The organism is Paenibacillus sp. MMS18-CY102 (assembly GCF_009789195.1).
Taxonomy (GTDB): domain Bacteria; phylum Bacillota; class Bacilli; order Paenibacillales; family Paenibacillaceae; genus Paenibacillus_T.
The window spans coordinates 64,448-84,854 of the sequence record NZ_WSTC01000012.1 but is presented as its reverse complement, the minus strand read 5'-3'; the positions used below and the strand labels follow the sequence as shown (position 1 = coordinate 84,854).

The following is a 20,407-nucleotide window of genomic DNA, read 5'->3' as shown; positions in this document are numbered from 1 at the left end:
TTACGGCTTCGATGGAATACTCGGCATTGATTTTATGATGAAAGCTAAATGGAAGGTTGATTTTGAAACGATGCGGAGTTATGAATCGGATTAATTGTTTTTCTTGGAGGGATCACATGTCTTTTACAAGAGATTAAGCTTGCCATCACGCTCTGCCCGTAGAAGCTACACCCTTGAACTTTCTGCGGGCTGAGCCTTTTTCCAAGGGAGTGTGATGGAAATGAAGCTTTTCAGAAGTAACCAAGTCGAGCTTATATTCGACATCATATGAAGTGGGTCATTCAACGCAAAAAAACGATTAGCCAAGCAGTGGGGATGGGTCAAGCATGACGTCGCCTTCGCCAAAGGAAAACTTCATTGTTCTTGCTGGAGTGTTAAGAAAAGACCAGCATAAAATCAAAAACCGAGCGACGCTTAATGAGCATTCGCTTGGTTTTCTTTTTCGTATCCTCAATTCAATCCAAGCCCGACAGCTGCTTATGAACGAACTTTGACATTCACTTTTCACATCACATTGGAAATATGATTGCGTACAATTTTATCGTTGATAAATAATTGTTGTGCGATATCTCTCATGGTTTTGTCTTGTACTAACAGCTCGAAAGCCTAGCGTCCCGCAGCATCACGGAGCATATCGTATTTATAGAGATAACCAGCTCATGCACATCAAAAAAACCTTCCCGCCGCGCTTCCCCGGAGGGAAGGTTGGCAAGAAGGCCGATTCAAAACCGAATCAGGATCTATACGATCAACGTTGATCAGATCTGTAATTCCCCAAGCTTGATCAGCTCGACAACTGCTTGTGAACGACCTTTGACATTCAACTTTTGCATCACATTGGAGATATGATTGCGTACGGTCTTCTCGCTGATAAACAGTTGTTGTGCGATATCTCTAGTTGTTTTGTCCTGTACTAACAGCTCGAATACCTCACGTTCGCGATGCGTCAATAAAAATTTGCTCTTGTGGTCGCTGCCCTTCAAAGTTTGTCACCCCTCCTTGCTCGGGTTTGTATGGTTTAACAAGGTTAAGGGATACAGTCAACTTATATTATGAAAACCAAGGACGGATGGTGCGGTCTTATGGTTAAAATGGGCGCTGTAAAATGAGCGAATGATTATCGGGCTCGCAATGGCAGGGACAACGGCAATTTAACGACCGATCGACCGGTAGGCGATTCTCATAGTATGGGGCGAACATCCTGTAGCAGTCACCGGACACTGGATTTGCCCGGCCTTCTGGTCTTGAATGCGGTCGGTGAGCTGTAACGGACCTGAGAGCCGTTATTTGCCATAAAAACGTGACTTTTGAGCTGTAACGGACTCCAGAGGCGTTATTCCCTCCATTTCTCTAACAAACCAGTTGTTTTCGAACGAATAGCGTCTCCTGAGTCCGTTAGAATCTAACACGCGGTTTTTTCTGCTGAATAGCGTCATCTGAGTCCGTTAGCGGGGACAAGCGACTGGAATTGACATTAATCGACAGATTAGGCCTTGTATAATGTCGATGTAACAATTCCAACGGGTATAAGAGGGGTGTGGCATGTTAGCGTGGCTCGATTCTGCACTAAGTTTGCAATCTTTAATCTGGTTGTTTCTTGCAGCTTTTATGATTCATGATTTTGAGGAAATTATTGTGATTGAATCATGGATGAAACGGAATTTCCATCAGATGCAAGATGCAGTTCCAGCTGTATTCCGAAGAAAGCTCAGGGAGATGGGTAATGTCCGCGCAGATCGGTTTGCATTTGCGGTTGCGTTGGAGTTTATCGTTTTTATTCCTGCTACTTGGTTAGCTGCGGAGAGAGAGGTTTACTTGTTTTTTGCCGGGTTTAATGTGGTGCTGCTGATCCATGTATTGACCCATCTAGGGCAAAGCCTGATTGTTCGAAAATATACCCCAGGGGTTGTCACGGCTATCCTCGTCACCCTGCCTTATTCCGTTTATTTGCTTTATCGAATGGCCGATGCGGAAGTGATGTCAATGAACATGATTGTGAAAAGCTTGCCGATTGGTTTTCTTTTGCTGCCGCTTATTATAGCAGGACATAAGTTAGCGCAAAAAATACTGCCGTAGAGTGGTGATAATCACGCAGGTGTTAGCTGCATCGGATGCGATACGAACATTCAGTGCATAACTAAAGGCGGCGAAACCATTTCGGTAATTAACCGGACGGTGCTCACGCCTTTTTTATTTTCTCCTGAGACAATTTGGTTTGATAAAATCAATGAATGGGAGGTGTTAGTATGAGGATGTTATTCATATGCCTTGGGATTATGTTGTGTTTATCTGCTTGCTCAGATTCCACGATAAAAGATTCGATCACGGAGGAAAGGGTAGAAATGCTCGAACATACAAGCGGTGGCCAGTGGATATTCAACAATGAAGGCAGTGACTGGATGTCGGGCAAGCATGGTGAATACCAGGGGGAACTAGTGATTGATGGCGATTATTACAGCTCTCATAAAGTCGCCCGAGGGGATGTTGTTTATTATAAAGTGCCTAGTTTTGATGCAAGCAAAATTAGAGCAACGCCACGGGAATTTGAAATTGCCCGAGTTATTGCGCTTCCGGGTGAACGTTTTTCGATAGAGAACGGCCAATATTATATCAACGGCAAGAAGTTGGATACTTTTTATGGGCATGTCATGTATTGGGGCCTAACGAAAAAGGAAGTGCTAGCTTCATTAAAGGATTCGAAGTCAGGATTGGCCGATACAGAGGAAACACGAACATTTATTCAAGATTACTTTTCGCAAAATGTTAAAGAAATTCAAATTCCAGAAGACAGCTATTACCTATTAGGGGATGCGCTGCATCGCTCGGTATCAAGCAATATTTTTGGTGCAATCAATGAAGGGTTAATTAAAGGCAAAGTTATGGGACAGTTGAAGAAGTAAATAAAACCGGTTAAAAATAGCCCATTCTGCTAATAAATTCAGCGGAAGGGGCTATTCGTTGTTTCGGGCACTGCATGAAGCGGTCCTGTCAGGCCAACTGCAAGCCTATATGAGATGCAGCTCACCTATGTTGCTTTAGAAAATGCTCCAATCGCATTCGACGGACATCGTTTCGAGCAGCCGGATTCCCGCGATGCTGTTGCCTTTGCGATTGAGGGCAGGACCGACGACGCCGATGCCGTATTGCCCTGGAACGACAGCGAGGATGCCGCCTGCGACACCGCTCTTCGCGGGAATGCCTGCACGGATTGCGAATTCACCGGAGGCGTTATACATGCCGCAAGTGAGCATGAACGTCTTGGCAATTTGCACGTAGCGGCGCGGCACGAGCTGGCGCCCGGATAGTGGATCGTATCCGCCGCAAGCAAGGATGAGGCCCATCCGCGCGAGATGGCTGCAAGTTACTTCAATTGCGCAATGGTTAAAGTAAACACTCAATACATCTTCGACTGCGGTCTGCTCGTCCAATACGCCATTTTCCTTCAGGAAGTAAGCAAGCGAGCGGTTGCGGTGCGCCGTAATCGACTCGGAGCGGCTTACCGCCTCGTTATAATCGATTGCATCATCACCCGCCAGCAGGCGAATGAATGCTAGCACACGTTCCGTTCGTTCTGCCACGCTGCTTCCTTTAATTAGCGATGATACGGCGATTGCGCCTGCATTAATTAATGGATTGAACGGGATGCCGGGCTCGACAAGCTCCAGTTTAAGTATGGAGTTGAAGTCGTCGCCCGTAGGCTCCATGCCTACTTTGCTAAAAACATGCTCCTCGCCATGGTCGACGAGCGCCAGCAGCAGCGTGAACACTTTGGATATGCTCTGCATTGTAAATTGCAAGCCGCTGTCGCCGCCTGCAATCATGCTGCCATCGGGCGTTAGAATAGAGATGCCTAGCGCATCGGCTGGTGCATTAGCTAACTCGGGTATGTAGGAGGCGGCTTCGCCATGCTTGGCATATTGCCGGCAGTCGTCCAGCCATTCCGGTAACTTCGCGGTTAAATGCCGCCATTGATCGTTCATAATCACAGCCCCCATGCTTATCCGTTTGATTTCGCATTTTGTTATCTTATTGCTAGTCTAGACGGAAGCTTTGTGCTCTGCAATACGAAATGCTGATTCGATCTGAAAAAGGGGAGCTGTTGGCGCTGCCCATACTTCTCGGATTTCGTAAGCATGCCATCGAGCTGAGCCGTGGAAGGAGAAGCGGGCGGCTAACGGACACCAGAGCCGTTATTTGGCGAAATATCGGCAATATAAAAATCTAACGGACCGATAGGCTCTTATTTGCTCGAAAATCACACATTAGGCAGGGAAAAGCGAGGAATAGCGGCCGTGGAGTCCGTTAAAATCAAAATGTTGTGTTTTCGCCATGAATAACGGCTCTCCGGTCCGTTAGCGCAAACGCGTGATGTATGCGGATTCATATATGCAGGCTGAAATCTGCGGCGATCCAATTCGCAATCCGCGGCACTAGATGCCTGCATTCGTGCTAGGCGCTTCATCTTGCTCGTAATATAGCTTGAACACGAGGTCTTGGTTATAGTTGCCGAAATCGGAGCCGAATAGTGTAACCCCGCCGGCATACGGGGAGCGTTCTTTAATGCTGATGCGGAAATTCCACTGTTTTTCGCGCGTGTTCAGGTTATGAATGGAAACATTCGAGATTTGGTTGCCGTCGATGAAAGTCCCATTTTCCGTCACTTTAATGACTTTCAGCAAACCATGCTGGTTGACTTCGTCCCACCACCAGTCTGGGGTATAATTGCCGCGTTTGCCGCCGAAGTCGCCCGTGCTTGTCCACGTTCCGACTTCAACTCCGTTGAGATGGAACACAATGTCCGAAGGCCAGTTCTGGTTAGTGAAGGGCGCCTCAGATGAAATCTCCATTGAAATTTCAAGTTCCGTTGGCGTTTCGTTTTTCATTAAGTAGTTTGGCACTTTATATTCGATGAAGCCGTGGCTGAACCATATAATTTTGGCATTAAACCGCTCTGCATCGAGGAAGCAACGGGGTTCGTCGAACTCGCCAATGACTTTCTCCGCTGTCGCGAGGCCACAGGTGGGTTCGATTTCGAAGTTGGTGTAGTGGCCCACGGAAACAATCGTTTGGTGATAGGCGCGTCCAGGCGAACACTCGCCTTTGCGGGGGAAGTCGATTGTAATCGTTCCGGCGACCAAGGAACAAACCTTCTTAATGCCGCCTTTGCTTGGAATCATCGTCGCTTGAACGATGCCAGCCTTCTCAAGCTTCTTCACATGCATCGTCATAATGGCGCTGCTGAGCCCAGTCGCTTGTGCGAGCTCCTTGATGTTCATTTCTTGCCGCGCTAACAAATTGATGACCTGAAGCCGTACATTGCTGGCTAGCGCTTCGTAGATCGGAAGCGATTGCAAGGTTGTATCAATTTTCATATGATTGGCTCTCCTATTATTAATGGAATGAATCAAAAGTTGGAAGCGCGATGCGTACTAAAAGTTAATTAATGTTCATATGAACAATATAACCTACAGTTTATATGGAAACAAGCAATTAGATGGGAAGGCTTACATTGAAAAATTGCTTATAATGGAACTAGATTTTTCTATATATCTCTAACAATTCGCAAGTGAAATGTAAGTTTTTCTTTTCTTTTCAATATCGTAATACATTTATTAATTTAATCGTAACAATATTAAATAATATATTCGAATAATGAAAGCATTCGATTGCTGAATTGACTTTTATTTGTGCGCATATTCTCTCGATGTGCCTAGTTTTTATGCTATGATAGAGCCTGAGTTTATGGGATGCAGGAGGAGAACAATGATCGGAAAATTTTTGCTGTTTGGATTATTGCTTTCGATTTTTGGGAATCCGGTTCTTGCCATTATCGCGTTTGTTGTTATCCTTTACATCATCGATCGCCGATTCGTCGGCTTATCACCAAGTTTGGTCAAACCGATTCGGCGTCTCGGGCGTATCCGCAAGCTTAAGCAGCTGTTGGATATGAATCCTAATGACTTGTCCGCCAAGCTAGAATTGGCAAAGCTGTTAATCGACAAGAGGAGCTTTCGTCAAGCAAGAGACTTGCTAGAGCCGCTCCAAGACCGCGAGTCTATCGAGCAATCAGCTGAATACTGGGATGATTTGGGCACATCAATGTTACACACAGGTGAAGCGGGAGCGGGAGAAGCAGCCATTCGCAAGGCGCTTTCCATCAATCCGCGAGTCAAATACGGACAGCCGTACTTGCGTTTAGCGGCATTAATTGGCAAGCATGATGCTTCGAAAGCATTAGCTGATTTGGAAGCGTTCCAACAAATCCAGACGTCCTCGTGCGAAGGTTATTACAGGTTGGCGAAGCTGAATCAATTGCTCGGGCGCAAAGCCGAGGCGAAACAAGCGCTGAACGAGTCGTTACGGCTCTATCGCCAGCTTCCCCGCTATAAGAAACGGCAAGAACGCCGTTGGGCATTGTTAAGCTTATTTGGCCGTGTGACCCAATAACTAGCCATACGGTTCGGGCGATGTGCGATATATCCTTTAAAAAGGAGCAACGAACGAATGATGCGACGCAATAGATGGCAGTTGGCCATCATCTTAGTCATCGTCTTGATCGGGATTAACAACACAGTCTACTACTTCATGGCCAAACGGTCACTCGAAAACGGGATGCGCCATGAAATGTTGGCGGTTGCCAAGCAAATTCAGCTATCGATTGAGCAGTCGCGGCTGGGAGGAGAGGTGTTCCAAAATCAGATCGGGCGTGAGCTCCGTGCAGTGTCCATTGCTGCGCAATATGCGCTTGATCCTGATATCGATAAAGTAACGAACGAGCAACTTACCGAGCTATCGCGGAAGCTGGACGTTACGCATATCTCCTTGTTCCGGCCGAACAAGGAGAAAGACGATATAATTATCGAGAAATCATCAGACCCGAAAGAGCTCAGTCGCGGCTCCAAAACATGGGATCCATGGTATGAAGCTTTCCAGCAACTGTTTGCGCTAAAGCCGGTGTCCGTCAAGTGGGGCCAGACGCTGCCGCAGTTTTGGACAGGCCCGTTCGAGAGCGCATCAACGGATGTCGATAAAATTTATAAGTGGGGCTACTATCACGACGGTTCGACGAATTACATGATTGATCCTTATGTGAGCAATGCGATGATGCGGCAATATGAGGATGCAACAGGCGTGAATCGCCTGATTAAACGTGCGGTTGAAGAAAATGGTTCGCTGCTGGAGATTACCGCCCTCAATCCTGAGACATTCGCTTTGGGCGGACCGGTGCTTACGAAAAACGATGTGGGCGAATGGGTAGAGCATATCACGCAGCAGCCGATTATTTATGGGAAGTATACGTACCAGAACGATAGTGATATGAAAAGCATTGACGAGTCCTACCGAACAGGCCGGACGGTTACGATGAATACGCATGTGAACGGGAAGCATGTGCTGAAGACGTTTATTCCCGTCCAAATCCCGAAAGGCTCGAGCATTTTGGGCAAGGATGGGCAATCGCTTGACCGGTATATTTTGACCATTGTGTCGGATTATAAGTTTGTCCAGGATTCGCTTGATGAACAGTTTCTGAATATCGGCTTCATTATTACCATTATTACGGTGCTCAGCATGATGGCTGTCGTGATCATATGGGGCTATTTCCGCCGGTCTAAGGATCAAGTAGCCAAACATGCCCAGCTAACTTATGTGGATGAAATGAATCAGTTGCTCGTGTCCGTTCGGGCGCAACGGCATGATTTTCTTAATTATGTACAGACGATTCATTCGCTTGCTGAGCTTGGGAAGACGGCTGAACTGCAGGCCTATACGAAGGAATTGGCCGGGGATATTCAATTGACGAACGATTTTATCAATATTGGCAACCCGGCGATCGCAGCGCTCATTCGTTCCAAGTTTGCACAAGCTGCGGAGCGGAAGATTCAGTTTGATAGTGTGTTCCGTGGGCTGGATAAGCTGGATCTGGGCATCAAATCGCTTGATTTGACCCGAATAATCGGCAATTTGATCGATAATGCGTTCGATGAAGTTATGAAGTACCCGGAGGAACGGCGGTTAATCCAGCTTGAGGGCGTACTGGAGAATGGAGAGCTCGCGTTCGTTATTCGCAACACTTGCGATTCGCCAGAGACAGTGCTGTGTGCGCAGCAGCTGTTTGATCCCGGCTATTCCACCAAGCATAAGGACGAAGGGCATCAGGGGCTTGGGCTGCCGATCGTGAAGCAGATTGTTTCGACATACAAGGGAACGCTGCAGGTAACCTCTGAGTCAGACCAATGCATCGTATTTTCTGTTCGAATTCCGCATTATTAAACGGTTTCTAACAAGGTCTTCTGCAGGCGAATCGCGCTGTAGGAGGCCTTTTCTATAGAATGGGCAGCATGTTGGGCAATCCGCTCGATCGAATTGGCGCGAAACCTGTTTTGGTTATGGTATAATGTATGGAATGCACGAAGAACGGAGTGGATGGATGGACTCCTTATTTCAGACGGAACAATTGCTGCTGCAAACGTTAGAGTCGGAGCTTGCGGAGCATGTGCTCCCCGCAGTTGCGGAACGAGGCTGGGATTATTATATAAAAGGAAGAGTGCAAAGCGTTAAGCTGGTGGACGGCGATACGTTGATTGGTGCTGTTCGAGGGACCGATATGTACAGCGTAATGCTGGATGTTGGCCATTTTGGCTATAGCACGTGCACTTGCCCGATGGCAGATTACTGCAAGCATATGGCGGCGGTTTATTTTGCTGCATGCGGGAAGTCGGGCATGCGCTCGCCGGAGGATGCACGCAGGCGCTTGTTAGGTTTGGCGGCGCCTGAGAAGCTTTCGGATCAGCCATCTGGCACGAATTCACAACCCGAGAAGAGCCATTCGAATGGTGCAGACCATCGGAAGATCGTTAGCCGTATGGAAGAGCAGTATGGTGAAGCGTGGCGGCAATGCCGGTATACGCTTCATCCGCTGCAGTCGGTCTTGTTAGGGCTGAAAGGGTATGCGCGGGACTGGGATAAGCCGATTCAAAAGTATGAATGGATGCTGGCGATCCTGTTCACGCTGCGGCAAGCGGAGAAGGCGTTCACGCTGGTGGATCCATTCAGTAAATATTATCAACAAATGAGTTTCACCCGAATGGCGGAGCCATGGATTGAGCAGTACGAATCACTGGCTTCCGAGCAGCATCATTGGCGGGATTGGACAGATGAGCAGTCCGACTGGTTTGACGTTGTAACGGAATACGCGCGTAACCAAGCCTGCGACGAGTGGAATGAGCTGTTTCGATGGGATTTTCTCTATTTAAGCTTAACATCTGGCAGGCTTGATGACGATCGGTGGCGTGATGCTGAGCGTTCGCGCCTAGAACGTAAGGGAGCGGAAGTTCGTGCAATAGAACAACCCGCTGTTTCGTCCGCACCAGCAGTGCAAGCAGGCGGATCGGGTGGCGAGGCTGCCAAAAGCAAAGAGAAAGCGCCGTTCCCGCCAATTGCCTTGGCTGCATTAGATATGTTCGAAGGCAGGGATAGCGACGCGGCTAAGCGATTGGCAACAGCTCCGATTGAGCCGATCGAGCCGCTCGTTCAGATGTATGCACAGACGCGGCTAGCAGAGCGCAATTGGGATAGTTTTCAAGTTTGGATGCAATTTTTCTTCGAACGCCGTGCGAAGTCGGCCAATACGAGAGCGCTCGTTCCGTTCTTGTTCCTATGCCGGGAAGCCGATCTGGCGCAGCCCGACAATCCGCAATGGATGCAATGGATGGTCGCTATGCTGCCTTACTCGTATAGCTCGTTAGCTGACCATTGGATTGAGCTTGGGCGCTTCAGCGATTGGGCGGACTTGCAGCTGCTCATGGGCATGTCACCGGAGGATCTGGATGCGAAGGATTTGCGCGAGGCAACGAATGCGGAGCCGCAAGCCCTTCTGCCGATTTACCATCAGGCGATTGATGATGCTATCAATTCACGTAACCGGCAAGGCTACAAGACTGCTGTGAAGCTGATGAAGAAGTTGGAGAAGCTATATAAAGCGATGAAGCAACCGGAACCGTGGAGCCGGTATGTGATGTTGGTTTCGGATAAATATTATCGATTGCGCGCACTGCAGGAAGAAATGGCGAAAGGAAATATACGACCATGAGGGGACTTGACGTCAAACAGCCGCTCGTACTAGATGCACGTTTTGCATCCGGCGAGGGCGTGTATGTGATGGAGGAGCGCCATACCGCTTACGGGGCTCGGTTGAAAAGGCTGCTGTTCGCATGGCATGCCTCCTCTTGGTATGGGGCTGAAATTGAGAACAAGGATGCGTTCGGGCGTACGACGCTTCTGCTGCCGCCGCTGCTTGCTATCGATTATTTGGATGCGCCACAGCATGTTCGGCTGCTCAATATTGATTGGACGGAAGATGGCGACCGGATTAGGGCGACCGCAGTGTGGCTTCGCCGGGCGCTTATGCATGGTTGGTTTGTTCCAGATAGTGTTCGTTGGACGGTTGAACAGCCAGCTTGGAAAGCGGATGTGCCTGACGATCTAGAGCCAGCAACACTGGAGCTATGGCGTGAGCTGCTTCGTAGCTGGGAGAAGGCCGGACAGCAGGGTGCTGTAGACGAGTGGCTTTCGCTCGCAGTTAATCAGCTGATCGAGACGGATAAGTCGGTTTCTGTTGCATGGCATGCTACGCTGGCAGACATCGGGTCTGCCGTGCTTAGGGGCGGAGCTGCAGATGAAGAGGATTGGCTGGTCGCCGCTGGAATCCGTAAGGATGTGTTTCCATTCCGCATAGCGCTGCAACTGGCGGAACCAGATGACCAGCATGGTTGGCGGCTTCGCCCGGCCGTGCAGCATCGCGATGGAGGCGCTTGGATGCCCTTGGAGCATAACCGTAAAGGCGATTACGTATCGGCTGGAGAAGAAGCGCTGCCTGACGATTGGCTGCCTTTGCTCGGCGAACGTTTAGAGCGGGAGCAGCGCAAGTGGCAATTGTCCGCGCCCGATCTCATTGAACCAGGCGGTGAGCAGCTCCGTACCGAGCTTACGGATTCGGAGGCGTATAGCTTCCTCGAATCGACGAGCTTGAAGCTGCTGCAAGCGGGTTGTCCCGTCTTGCTTCCTTCTTGGTGGGAAACGGTGCGAACGCGCAAATTCCGCCTGAAAGCCAAAATGAAGTCTTCCGTAGGCTCCTCTGAACAGCCGATGTTCGGGCTCAATGAGCTGGTGCAATTTGATTGGAAGCTAGCGGTCGGCAACGTGGATCTCTCCGAAGCGGAATTTATGAAGCTGGCGGAGGACAACCGGAAGCTGATGCGCATCGATGGGGAATGGGTGCATCTAGAGCCGGAGGACATTGACCGGATCAAGCGGTGGATGAAGCAGGTCGGCCGCAAGAAAGGCTTGACGCTGCGGGATATTCTTGAAATCCATCTGCGGGGCGCTTCGCCAGTGATGGGCGAGGATGAGGATGAAGGCATCTCGCTCGCGGCAGAGGTGGAGCTCAATAGCCATCTGTCCCAATGGCTGGAGCAGCTGCAGCAGGCCGGTGGAATTCCTGATATCGATGTGCCGGACACGTTCCGTGGACAGCTTCGGCCTTATCAGCTGCAAGGGGTGTCCTGGCTGGCCTTCCTGCGAAGATTCGGCCTAGGTTCTGTTCTTGCAGATGATATGGGACTAGGCAAAACCGTACAGTTCACCGTGTACTTGCTATATATGAAGCAACAGCATGAGCAAGGCAAAGGCCGTGGCGGGCCGGCGCTGCTCGTATGCCCGACCTCCGTTATTGGCAACTGGGAGAAGGAGCTGGAGCGGTTCGCGCCTGGGCTGAAAGTAATGCTTCATTATGGCCCGAAGCGGGATAAAGGAGCGGCATTCGCTGAAGCAGCAGCAGCTGCGGATGTTGTTATCACTTCTTATTCGCTCGTTCCGCTCGATGAAGAGGACTTTGAGTCAATCGAGTGGAATGTGCTTTGCTTAGATGAGGCGCAGAACATTAAGAACGTTAATACGAAGCAATCGGCAGCGATTCGGAGGTTGCCGGCTTACCATCGGATCGCGATGACCGGCACGCCGATGGAAAACCGTTTGACAGAGCTATGGTCCATATTCGACTTCATTAATCCGGGCTACCTCGGACGGTTAAGTGAATTCCGCCAACATGTCGTTGCCCCAATCGAGCGGACGCGGGATGAGGAAGCAATCGCAGGGCTGCAGCGGTGGACGAGGCCGTTCATGCTGCGGCGGGTGAAGAGCGATCCTGCGATTGTCGACTCGCTGCCGGACAAGAACGAGGCGAAGATGTTCGTCTCGTTGACAGCTGAGCAAGGTGCGCTGTACGAAAACATCGTAGCTGGCTTGCTGGAGAATTTGGATAAGGAAGGGCCGATGCGCCGGAGGGGCTTAATCTTATCTGCCTTAACGAAGCTGAAGCAGCTATGTGACCATCCGCAGCTGTTTCTTGGCGAAGGCGTTTCAGGCAGTGCTTGGGATGTTGAGCGGTCTAACAAAACGCTCCGCTTAGTAGAGATGATTGAAGAAATTGCTGCGGAAGGCGAGAAATGCCTCGTATTTACGCAGTTTGTTGATATGGGCTTGACGCTGCAACGGCTGTTGGAGGACCGGATCGGGTTGCCTGTTCCGTATTTGCATGGTGGCGTGCCTAAAGCGCAGCGCGACACGATGATTGATCAGTTCCAAAACCAAGAGGTGCCAGGCTGCGCGTTCGTTCTTTCCTTAAAGGCGGGCGGCACGGGGCTTAACTTGACGGCTGCCAACCATGTCTTCCATTTTGACCGTTGGTGGAATCCGGCTGTTGAGAATCAAGCGACTGACCGAGCCTTCCGAATTGGGCAGACGAAGAAGGTCCAGGTGCATAAGTTCGTCACCTTGGGCACGCTCGAGGAACGGATCGACCAGATGATAGACCGCAAACAATCGTTGAACGACCAGATCGTTAGCCAGTCGGAACAATGGGTGACGGAGCTGTCGACGGATGAGCTGCGTGAGCTGTTCGCGCTTCGCCGCGATCGATTTGCTCGGTAGCGCCAGCCTGAAGGAGGGGAATTCTTGCAACGACCAGAAGGCGATCAGCAAGAGGATCAGCGGCAGAAGGAAGCAGAGAACGGGGCGATGGCGGTTGGGCCAGCCGATGCGCTGCCTGCATGGCGACCTTTCTATGCCGCAGTTCGCGACGCGATGCAGCGATTGCGCGAAGAAGTCGGCCCGCTTAATAGCGGTACACAGCAGAATGAACCGAAATAGGGGATAGGGTGACAAACAAGGGGGAACAATTCCGTGTTCCCTCTTTTTATATGTAAGAATAAGTTACGTATACATGGTGATTGTGCGATTGGCATTCGTTATGATAGGATTTGGTGTGAAGTATTTGTGATGAGCCTGTTGAATAAACTACGATTTTTCATATATAATCGTGAAAGCGATATCATAATGTTAGGTTATATTACATAAATAGCAGAAAAGTATCCGTCCTATCGTGAATTTTTACCCCCCTAGCCCGTCCACAATATAAAAGTCTCCCTATCTCACGTTTTTTTCAACCTCCTGACAAGTACCGTTCCGCTTATATAATCAAGTTGTAAGGGAAACACGAAACGGAATTGGAAATGCCATTTTCTTGAGGAGGTCTTACCATGATGAAGAGAAATCTATCCCTAATTGCTGTTATGCTGCTTACGAGCACGATGTTCCTGTCCGCTTGCGGCTCGTCGGACAAAGAAGAGACGAAAACGCCAGACAAGAGCACGGAAACGCCAACTACGACAGATACGCCTACAGAGACAAAGAAAGACGTTACGTTGAAATTGCGCCATACGCAAATTAAAGAAACGAGCAAAGTTCGCCTTAAGATTTTCCAAGACGTGGTAGCGAAGACGGAGCAAGAAAATCCAGGTTTGAAAATCGAGATGGAAGGCATTGACGAAGTCGTCAACCGCGACCAAAAGCTGAAAGCGGAGATGGCAGCAGGCAACCCGCCAGATGTTTTCGAAGTATTCGGCGGTGCTGACCTGAACCTGTACGTTAAAGCGGGCCGTATGCTTGACCTGACTCCAATCATTGAAGAACTGGGCATTAAAGATAAATTCGCAAGCCTTGACGAGTTCACAGTTGATGGCAAAGTATACGGTTTGCCATTCGGCGGTTACAGCGAAGCAATCTTCTACAACAAAAAAATGTTTGCTGACCTTGGCATCGCCGTACCTACGACGTGGGATGAGCTGATCGCAGCGGCAGATAAAGTAAAAGGCGCAGGCTTCACGCCATTCGCACTCGCTGCGAAAGACGCTTGGGTTAACGGCATGCTCTGGAACTCGGTTATGGAGCGCCATGTCGGCATGGACGGCTTGAACAAAGTGGTAACGGGCGAAACAAAATGGACTGATCCTGACTTCATCAAGGGCTTCGAAGCATACGCTACGCTCGTGAACAATGACTACTTCACGAAAGGCGCACTCGGCCTGCCATATGCAGATCAAGGCGCTAAGTTCCTCAAAGGCGAAGCAGCTATGCTCTTCACGGGCAGCTGGGATGCTAACCGCTTCACGAGCGATGAAGCTGGCGACCTGAAAGGCAACATCGGTTACTTCGCATTCCCTAGCGTAGCGGGCGGCAAAGGAAACCAAACGTCGATCAATGCAAGCTACTCGAACGGTTTCGGCTTCTCGGCTAACCTAAGCGAAGACCAAGTCGCTATGGCGAAAGCATTCATCAAAAACTTCTTCACAGAAGAAGTGCAAAAACGTACGCTCGTAGAAGACAAATTGCTGCCTTCCATGAAGCTGTCTGACCTGTCGGGCGTAGATCCACTGATCTCCGAAGTATTGACGGTAATGGGCAACGCTTCGAACTCGTGGAAAGCATTCGACGCAATCGTACAGCCAAGCGTTACGGCTGACATCGGCGTAGGCTTGCAAGAGCTGATCGGCAAAGTGAAAAAGCCTGCTGAAGTTGCAGCACACATCCAAGCGGCACAAGAGAAAGCAAACGCTCAAAAATAATGATCGATTGGGACGAGAGGGTGTCCTTCCTGCCGGAAGGCGCCCTTTTGTTCTCTCAAAAGCGATTAATGCTTACTGAAGGAACAGGAGGCTGACCTCATGAATAAAGCGCTGCGCAACCCTTGGACATACGTTGCCTTCATTTTGCCGACGCTCGCGCTCTATCTGCTATTTTTCATCTATCCGGTAATCGTCTCGTTATATTATGGCTTCTTCCAGTGGGATGGCATTACGGACAAAGTGTTTATCGGGATTGATAACTTTACGCGACTGTTGAAGGATGAAGTGTTTATTAAATCGTTCTGGAATAACATGTATTTCCTTGTTTTCTCGCTCGTGGTTAACATTCCGCTCGTCTTGCTCATTTCGATTTTGATTAGCAAAGTAAGACGGATGCGCGATTTTTATAAATCAGCTGTTTTCGTGCCAGTTGTCATCTCGACTGCGACGGTAGCTATTCTGTTCGGCGTGCTGTATAACTATGAGTCTGGACTTATTAACCAAGTGCTTCGCGCGATCGGGCCAGAGAGCTGGGCACAGGAATGGCTATCGAATCCGAAGCTTGCGATGCTCTCGATTCTCATTGCGAACGCTTGGCAAAATATCGGCTTCTTCATCGTGCTATGCCTGGCCGCTATCCTGAATATTCCCCGGGAAATTGTCGAAGCTGCCAATATTGATGGGGCTACATCCTGGCGCGAGACGCGATTGATCACGTTGCCGCTTATCCGGCCGATCCTATTCGTTATGCTGCTGCTCTCCGTGTCCGGTACGATGAAGGTGCTCGATATCGTTCAAATTATGACCAACGGCGGACCGTTCCAATCGACAGAGGTCATGTCGACGTACATGCTGAAGGTTGGCTTCCGTTCAATGGAGCTAGGCTATGGCAGCGCGATTGGCGTTGCGATGTTTATCATTATTCTGGTCATGACTGGGGTTCTTCAAGTGATCTCTAGACGGCGTGAGGAGGTGCAGTACTAATGGCGAAAATGTCACAATCGTTGCCTGCAATGAGCAACAAAGAAACTTCCACCCACACAGGCTCGTTATGGTACCGCATTCGCCAGAAGCAATTGCCGGGTCACCTGTTCCTCTTGGTCTATGTGGCGATCATTTTGTTCCCCCTGCTCTGGCTGTTGATGTCTTCCTTCAAAACGAACCGTGAAATTACAGTCAATACATGGGGATTGCCGAAGACGTTCAATTTCGATAATTACCGGGCTGCATGGGAGAGCGCCAATATCGGCGGTTATGCGTTCAATAGCCTTTATATTACAATCGTATCATGCTTAATTACGCTGTTGTTTGCCGCAGCTACATCCTTTGCCATTGCACGGATGAAATTTAAGCTGATGAACAAAGGCTTGTACCAGTTCATTTTGCTTGGCTTGCTCGTTCCGCCTAGCGCATTGTTCATTCCGTTGTATCGTTTAATTAACGATTTGGGCTTGTATGATAAACATTGGTCGTTGATTTTGGTATACTGCACGTATGCGTTGCCAATTACCATCTTTATCTTGCATGCGTTCATGATCTCGATTCCCAATGAGCTGGAAGAGGCAAGCATTATGGACGGTCTTGGTGCAGGCGGATTGTTTTTCCGCATCATTTTGCCGATCTCATTGCCTTCGCTCGTGACGGTAACGATTTTGAACTTTATCGCGAACTGGAATGAATTTATATTATCGCAGTTGTTTATCTCTTCTGAGGCGAAACGAACGCTCACAACCGGTATGGCTACGTTCAATGACGGCTATCGGACGAACTTCGCTTCGCTGTCTGCAGCAGTTATTATGAGCATTGTTCCTGTCCTTGTCGTCTATATGTTCTTGCAACGGCAAATTATCGACGGGATGACGGCTGGCAGCGTGAAGGGGTAACCTTCAACAGCATAAAGGGGCTTGCCGGACATGAACTTGAGATTGAAGCTGCTCGTCGCATTTATCGCACTTATCGTCATACCGATCTTCTCGCTGGGCATTGCGTCGTTCCTGAACTCGGAGCGGTTGCTTGAGAAGAAATATAATGAACAGACGGAGTTGACGTTGACTGCTGTCAGCGGCAATATCCGCTATTTCTTCAAGGAGCTCGGCCAGCTGTCGGATGCAAGTGTTACGAGCAGTACGATTCAGGACATTCTGAAGTCCAATTTGCAAAGCCCCAAAGATGCGAGTTATCAAATTAAGCTTAATCTCGCGGAGAAATCGATCAGCCGCAATTTGTTTCAACATCCCGCAATTTCATTGATCGTGTTATATGCAAATGATGGAACGATGTTCCAATCCTACCGGAATGATCCGACGACGTATCGTCCGATCTCCTACGATTTGCTGCAAAATCATGCGGTATTCAAGGAAGTGACGAAACTCGCCGGACGCCCGTTCTGGATTGGGCCATACGAGCATCAAGAAATTACGGGCCAAGATCCGCCGTTGTTTACGCAGCTGCGCATTGTGAAGGATGTCGATACGCTGAGCGATCTCGGCGTTATCGTTATGCAGTTTAAAATATCGGATGTGGCTAGCATTCTGGAGACATACGGCAAATCTTCGCAAGAAGATGACCATACGCGTTATATGCTTGTCAATCGGACGGGAATGGTTATGCTGGATAGCAAGCGGGAGCTGGATGGCAAGCCGCTGAGCACATATACATCGCTTACGCCGCAGGACACCTCGCATTATGCGAGCAGCCGTGAAAAATTTTACGGAAAAGACAGCTTGGTTTCGTCCTACAATTTGGAGATGAATGATTGGGTGCTCGTGTCCGTCAAGTCTTGGGAATCACTGACGAACGAGAATGTACGGTTTATTCAGTGGATTGCTGCCATTACAGCGATTTGTTTGTTGTCTGCTATTTTGTTTAATCAATTTTTCGTTGGGCGGGTAGCCAAATCCATCGTTCGCGTCGTTCGCAAAATGAGGCTGGTTGAGCAAGGGTTGCTCGATATTCGCATCTCAGCAGGCGGCAAGGATGAGACGGTCATGCTCGCTAATAGCTTTAACAGCATGGTAGACCGAATCGGCAAGCTGCTTACCGAGGTCCGGCAGGAGCAGGAGCGCAAGCAGCGGGCAGAGATGATGCTCATGCAGGCGCAGATCAAGCCGCATTTTTTATTCAATACGTTAGAGTCGATTAATGCGCTCGCTGCGCAAAACGAAGGGCAAAAAATAATGATGATGGTTCGCAGGCTAGGCAATTTGCTGCGAACGAGCATGCATGAGAATGAAGTGAATTCGGTCCATCAAGAAATTGAACATGTGCGCAGCTATCTGGAAATTCAGAAGTATCGATTCGAGGAACTGTTCTCGTACGAGTTGAACGTTCCCGAGGAAGCGCTTGATTATACGATATTGAAGCTCACGCTTCAGCCGCTGGTCGAGAACAGCATTCAGCATGGCTTCGAGGGGCTGGAACGTGCCGGCCTCATCCGAATCGATGTAACGCTTGAACAGCATCGCATCGTGTTTACGATATCGGATAACGGGATCGGCATGGCCCCGGACGTCATTAGGCGGCTAGTCGATGGCCGGCTTGACCGGGATAGGGAAGCGGTAGCCGCTGAGCTGGGCGAACGCAGAGGGCTTGGCCTTCGCAGCGTTGCAGAGCGGCTGCGAATCCATTACGGACCTTCATATGGCCTATGGTTATGCAGCGAAGAAGGCAAAGGAACAATCATCCGGTGCACAATACCTAGAAGCAAGGAGGGGCGCCTGTGAACGGCAAAGTAATTATCGTTGATGATGAGCCACATATCTCGCGTAACCTCGAGAAGGTTATCCCTTGGGATATGCTAGGCCTTGAGGTTGTTGGCACCGCGAGAAATGGCGTGGAAGCTTATGAGCTAATTCAGGCGCAGTCGCCGGATTTGCTTTTATGTGATATTCGAATGCCTGTTATGGATGGGCTTGAGCTAGTGAAGCGCATTCGTGCGGAAGAGCTGGATGTAGATGTGATCATGCTGTCGGGCTATCAGGACTTTGCTTATACCAGAACGGCTATTCAATATGGCGTGAAGGATTATATGCTCAAACCGATCCCATACGATGAATTGACAGGCGTCATCGCCCGCGTGATGAACGAGCGCCGCCAGAAGCGCCGCCAGCGCAAGGAAGAGGAGCGCAAGCTGGACCGCATGATTGGGCTGGCAGGAGAGAAGATGCTGTATGATATCTTGATGGATTATACGGACCTCTCGTCTGAGCATTGGTTGCTGAATGGGGATGAGAGCCGTATAGCGGACCGTTCCTACGCGCTGGCTTTGTTCAATTACGATGTTGGAGCTGAGGCAGCTAAGGATTGGCGGGAGTGGAGCGATAAGGAGCGTAAACTGTGGAATTTTGCGATCTGCAATGTTTTGCGCGAGTCGATGGAGCTGCTGGGCCAAGCCCATGCAGTCATCCAGACGCGTGACGGCGAATGGTGCGTGCTTATCGAGCGGGTAGAGGATGGACAGGCAGGATTGTCGGCGCTATTCGACCGCGAGGCGGTACAGCGTTGGGCGCAAGATTTGCTTGATCAAGTGAAGAAGCATGTCAAGCTGAAGCTGGAGGCAGGCATTTATCCGAATTATGTGTCGGCTGTCGAGCTAGCGGATGCTTATAAAACGGTACAGCGCGGCATGCAACTGACGACGGAGTGCGGCGATGAGCCGATTCGGTTTCATACGCAGGATACGCCGGGGCAATCAGGGGCAGAGCAAGCGATGTGGGGCATTGCAGAGCGGCTTGTCAGCGGGCTGAAGCGCGGCGATAGCGTAGCGGTAGATGCAGAGCTGCGGGAAGTGAGCGCCCAGCTGCAGCGTGTGGACGAGGCGGCATATGGCAGGCTGCGCCCGATGCTTCATTTTTTTGCACTGCATGTGCTTCGGGAGATGAAGGAAACGGGCTTGCTGCGCCGGGAGCAGGAAGACCAGCTATGGCGCAAGCTAGATAAGTTGTATGGCGTGAAGGATTTGATTGCCATGATCCGCCAGTTATCCGATGCAGGGCTGGAACGCGATACGCGCAAGCAATCCGAGCGGTCGATGCTCGAAGCGAAGGTCTATATGGACCGCAATTTGTTCCGTGACCTGAGCGTTGAGGAAGCTGCAACGCAGGTTGGGCTAAGCGCTTCGTACTTCAGCTTGCTATTCAAGCAGACGTTCGGCTGCACGTTTATCGAATATGTGACGCGCCAGCGGATGGATAAGGCGAAGGTGCTGCTCGTTGAAACACCTAAGAGTGTCGCTCAGATTGCGAAGGAAGTCGGCTACTCGGAGCGGCGTTATTTTACGAAAGTGTTCATGAAGTATACCGGGGAAAATCCGACCGATTATCGAAACAGCCGGCTGCCTGCTGGCGCTGTATCGTTAGAAGCGGAGCATGAATAAAGGATTAAGGGCGAGGCTCGCTGCATCGAAAGGCTAGGCTAGCATGAGGAGCGAAGGGAAGAGGGGAAATCAA

Annotated in this window: 15 protein-coding genes and 1 pseudogene; 12 read left to right on the top strand and 4 right to left on the bottom strand. The window is 49.8% G+C overall.

All coding sequences use genetic code 11. The annotated features are described in order from the left end of the window. Positions 1 to 507: 507 nt before the first annotated feature. Both GON22_RS10905 and GON22_RS10900 read right to left on the bottom strand, forming a co-directional pair. Positions 508 to 597, bottom strand: a pseudogene (locus GON22_RS10905) (LuxR C-terminal-related transcriptional regulator); the annotation flags it as partial. A 161-nt stretch (positions 598 to 758) separates the two neighbouring features. Continuing rightward, entirely contained in the window at positions 759 to 983 is a 225-nt protein-coding gene (locus GON22_RS10900; protein WP_006040330.1) for a helix-turn-helix domain-containing protein, read from the bottom strand. 559 nt (positions 984 to 1,542) lie between these two features. Here GON22_RS10900 and GON22_RS10895 point away from each other — a divergent pair. Together GON22_RS10895 and lepB are read left to right on the top strand one after the other, a co-directional pair. Further along, positions 1,543 to 2,076 (top strand): HXXEE domain-containing protein, encoded by a 534-nt coding sequence (locus GON22_RS10895; protein WP_160396123.1) that lies wholly within the window; start codon positions 1,543 to 1,545, stop codon positions 2,074 to 2,076. Between the two features lie 170 nt (positions 2,077 to 2,246). Further along, a complete protein-coding gene (gene lepB / locus GON22_RS10890; RefSeq protein ID WP_160396122.1) occupies positions 2,247 to 2,900 on the top strand; it encodes a signal peptidase I in 654 nt (217 codons plus the stop codon). Between the two features lie 135 nt (positions 2,901 to 3,035). Here lepB and glsA read toward each other — a convergent pair whose 3' ends face one another. Then, positions 3,036 to 3,980, bottom strand: coding sequence for a glutaminase A (gene glsA / locus GON22_RS10885; RefSeq protein WP_160396121.1), 945 nt, complete (start codon positions 3,978 to 3,980; stop codon positions 3,036 to 3,038). Positions 3,981 to 4,430: 450 nt separating this feature from the next. After that, the gene (locus GON22_RS10880; protein WP_160396120.1) at positions 4,431 to 5,372 is read right to left on the bottom strand and encodes an ArsR/SmtB family transcription factor; all 942 of its coding nucleotides are present in this window, start codon (positions 5,370 to 5,372) and stop codon (positions 4,431 to 4,433) included. Between the two features lie 391 nt (positions 5,373 to 5,763). On the opposite strand from GON22_RS10880, the gene GON22_RS10875 reads away from it, so the two are divergent. From GON22_RS10875 to GON22_RS26555, 10 genes are all read left to right on the top strand, one after another. Beyond that, a complete protein-coding gene (locus tag GON22_RS10875) occupies positions 5,764 to 6,447 on the top strand; it encodes a tetratricopeptide repeat protein (RefSeq protein ID WP_160396119.1) in 684 nt (227 codons plus the stop codon). Positions 6,448 to 6,504: 57 nt separating this feature from the next. Further along, positions 6,505 to 8,271 (top strand): sensor histidine kinase, encoded by a 1,767-nt coding sequence (locus GON22_RS10870; protein WP_160396118.1) that lies wholly within the window; start codon positions 6,505 to 6,507, stop codon positions 8,269 to 8,271. A gap of 157 nt (positions 8,272 to 8,428) precedes the next feature. Further along, positions 8,429 to 10,090, top strand: a complete 1,662-nt coding sequence (locus GON22_RS10865) for an SWIM zinc finger family protein (RefSeq protein WP_160396117.1) — start codon at positions 8,429 to 8,431, stop codon at positions 10,088 to 10,090. Further along, positions 10,087 to 12,987, top strand: a complete 2,901-nt coding sequence (locus GON22_RS10860) for a DEAD/DEAH box helicase (RefSeq protein ID WP_160396116.1) — start codon at positions 10,087 to 10,089, stop codon at positions 12,985 to 12,987. The genes GON22_RS10865 and GON22_RS10860 overlap by 4 nt, the downstream gene beginning before the upstream one ends. A 24-nt stretch (positions 12,988 to 13,011) precedes the next feature. Further along, a complete protein-coding gene (locus GON22_RS10855) occupies positions 13,012 to 13,206 on the top strand; it encodes a hypothetical protein (RefSeq protein ID WP_160396115.1) in 195 nt (64 codons plus the stop codon). 389 nt (positions 13,207 to 13,595) lie between these two features. Further along, positions 13,596 to 14,960, top strand: a complete 1,365-nt coding sequence (locus GON22_RS10850; RefSeq protein ID WP_237179103.1) for an extracellular solute-binding protein — start codon at positions 13,596 to 13,598, stop codon at positions 14,958 to 14,960. Between the two features lie 99 nt (positions 14,961 to 15,059). Further along, positions 15,060 to 15,944: a carbohydrate ABC transporter permease gene (locus GON22_RS10845; RefSeq protein ID WP_160396114.1), complete on the top strand. Its 885-nt coding sequence runs from the start codon at positions 15,060 to 15,062 to the stop codon at positions 15,942 to 15,944. Beyond that, positions 15,944 to 16,843 carry a carbohydrate ABC transporter permease gene (locus GON22_RS10840; protein WP_160396113.1) on the top strand — a complete coding sequence of 300 codons (900 nt, stop codon included), beginning with the start codon at positions 15,944 to 15,946 and terminating at the stop codon, positions 16,841 to 16,843. Before GON22_RS10845 ends, GON22_RS10840 begins: the two co-directional genes overlap by 1 nt. Before the next feature lie 30 nt (positions 16,844 to 16,873). Beyond that, positions 16,874 to 18,682 carry a cache domain-containing sensor histidine kinase gene (locus tag GON22_RS10835; RefSeq protein ID WP_160396112.1) on the top strand — a complete coding sequence of 603 codons (1,809 nt, stop codon included), beginning with the start codon at positions 16,874 to 16,876 and terminating at the stop codon, positions 18,680 to 18,682. Further along, a complete protein-coding gene (locus GON22_RS26555; protein WP_160396111.1) occupies positions 18,679 to 20,334 on the top strand; it encodes a response regulator in 1,656 nt (551 codons plus the stop codon). Before GON22_RS10835 ends, GON22_RS26555 begins: the two co-directional genes overlap by 4 nt. Positions 20,335 to 20,407 lie beyond the last annotated feature (73 nt).

What these genes read in the sequence shown, in the direction of transcription:
- GON22_RS10895 (WP_160396123.1), top strand. Translation starts at nt 1,543, where the DNA reads ATGTTAGCGTGGCTCGATTCTGCACTAAGTTTGCAATCTTTAATCTGG.
- lepB (WP_160396122.1), top strand. Translation starts at nt 2,247, where the DNA reads ATGAGGATGTTATTCATATGCCTTGGGATTATGTTGTGTTTATCTGCT.
- glsA (WP_160396121.1), bottom strand. Translation starts at nt 3,980, where the DNA reads ATGAACGATCAATGGCGGCATTTAACCGCGAAGTTACCGGAATGGCTG.
- GON22_RS10880 (WP_160396120.1), bottom strand. Translation starts at nt 5,372, where the DNA reads ATGAAAATTGATACAACCTTGCAATCGCTTCCGATCTACGAAGCGCTA.
- GON22_RS10875 (WP_160396119.1), top strand. Translation starts at nt 5,764, where the DNA reads ATGATCGGAAAATTTTTGCTGTTTGGATTATTGCTTTCGATTTTTGGG.
- GON22_RS10870 (WP_160396118.1), top strand. Translation starts at nt 6,505, where the DNA reads ATGATGCGACGCAATAGATGGCAGTTGGCCATCATCTTAGTCATCGTC.
- GON22_RS10865 (WP_160396117.1), top strand. Translation starts at nt 8,429, where the DNA reads ATGGACTCCTTATTTCAGACGGAACAATTGCTGCTGCAAACGTTAGAG.
- GON22_RS10860 (WP_160396116.1), top strand. Translation starts at nt 10,087, where the DNA reads ATGAGGGGACTTGACGTCAAACAGCCGCTCGTACTAGATGCACGTTTT.
- GON22_RS10850 (WP_237179103.1), top strand. Translation starts at nt 13,596, where the DNA reads ATGATGAAGAGAAATCTATCCCTAATTGCTGTTATGCTGCTTACGAGC.
- GON22_RS10845 (WP_160396114.1), top strand. Translation starts at nt 15,060, where the DNA reads ATGAATAAAGCGCTGCGCAACCCTTGGACATACGTTGCCTTCATTTTG.
- GON22_RS10840 (WP_160396113.1), top strand. Translation starts at nt 15,944, where the DNA reads ATGGCGAAAATGTCACAATCGTTGCCTGCAATGAGCAACAAAGAAACT.
- GON22_RS10835 (WP_160396112.1), top strand. Translation starts at nt 16,874, where the DNA reads ATGAACTTGAGATTGAAGCTGCTCGTCGCATTTATCGCACTTATCGTC.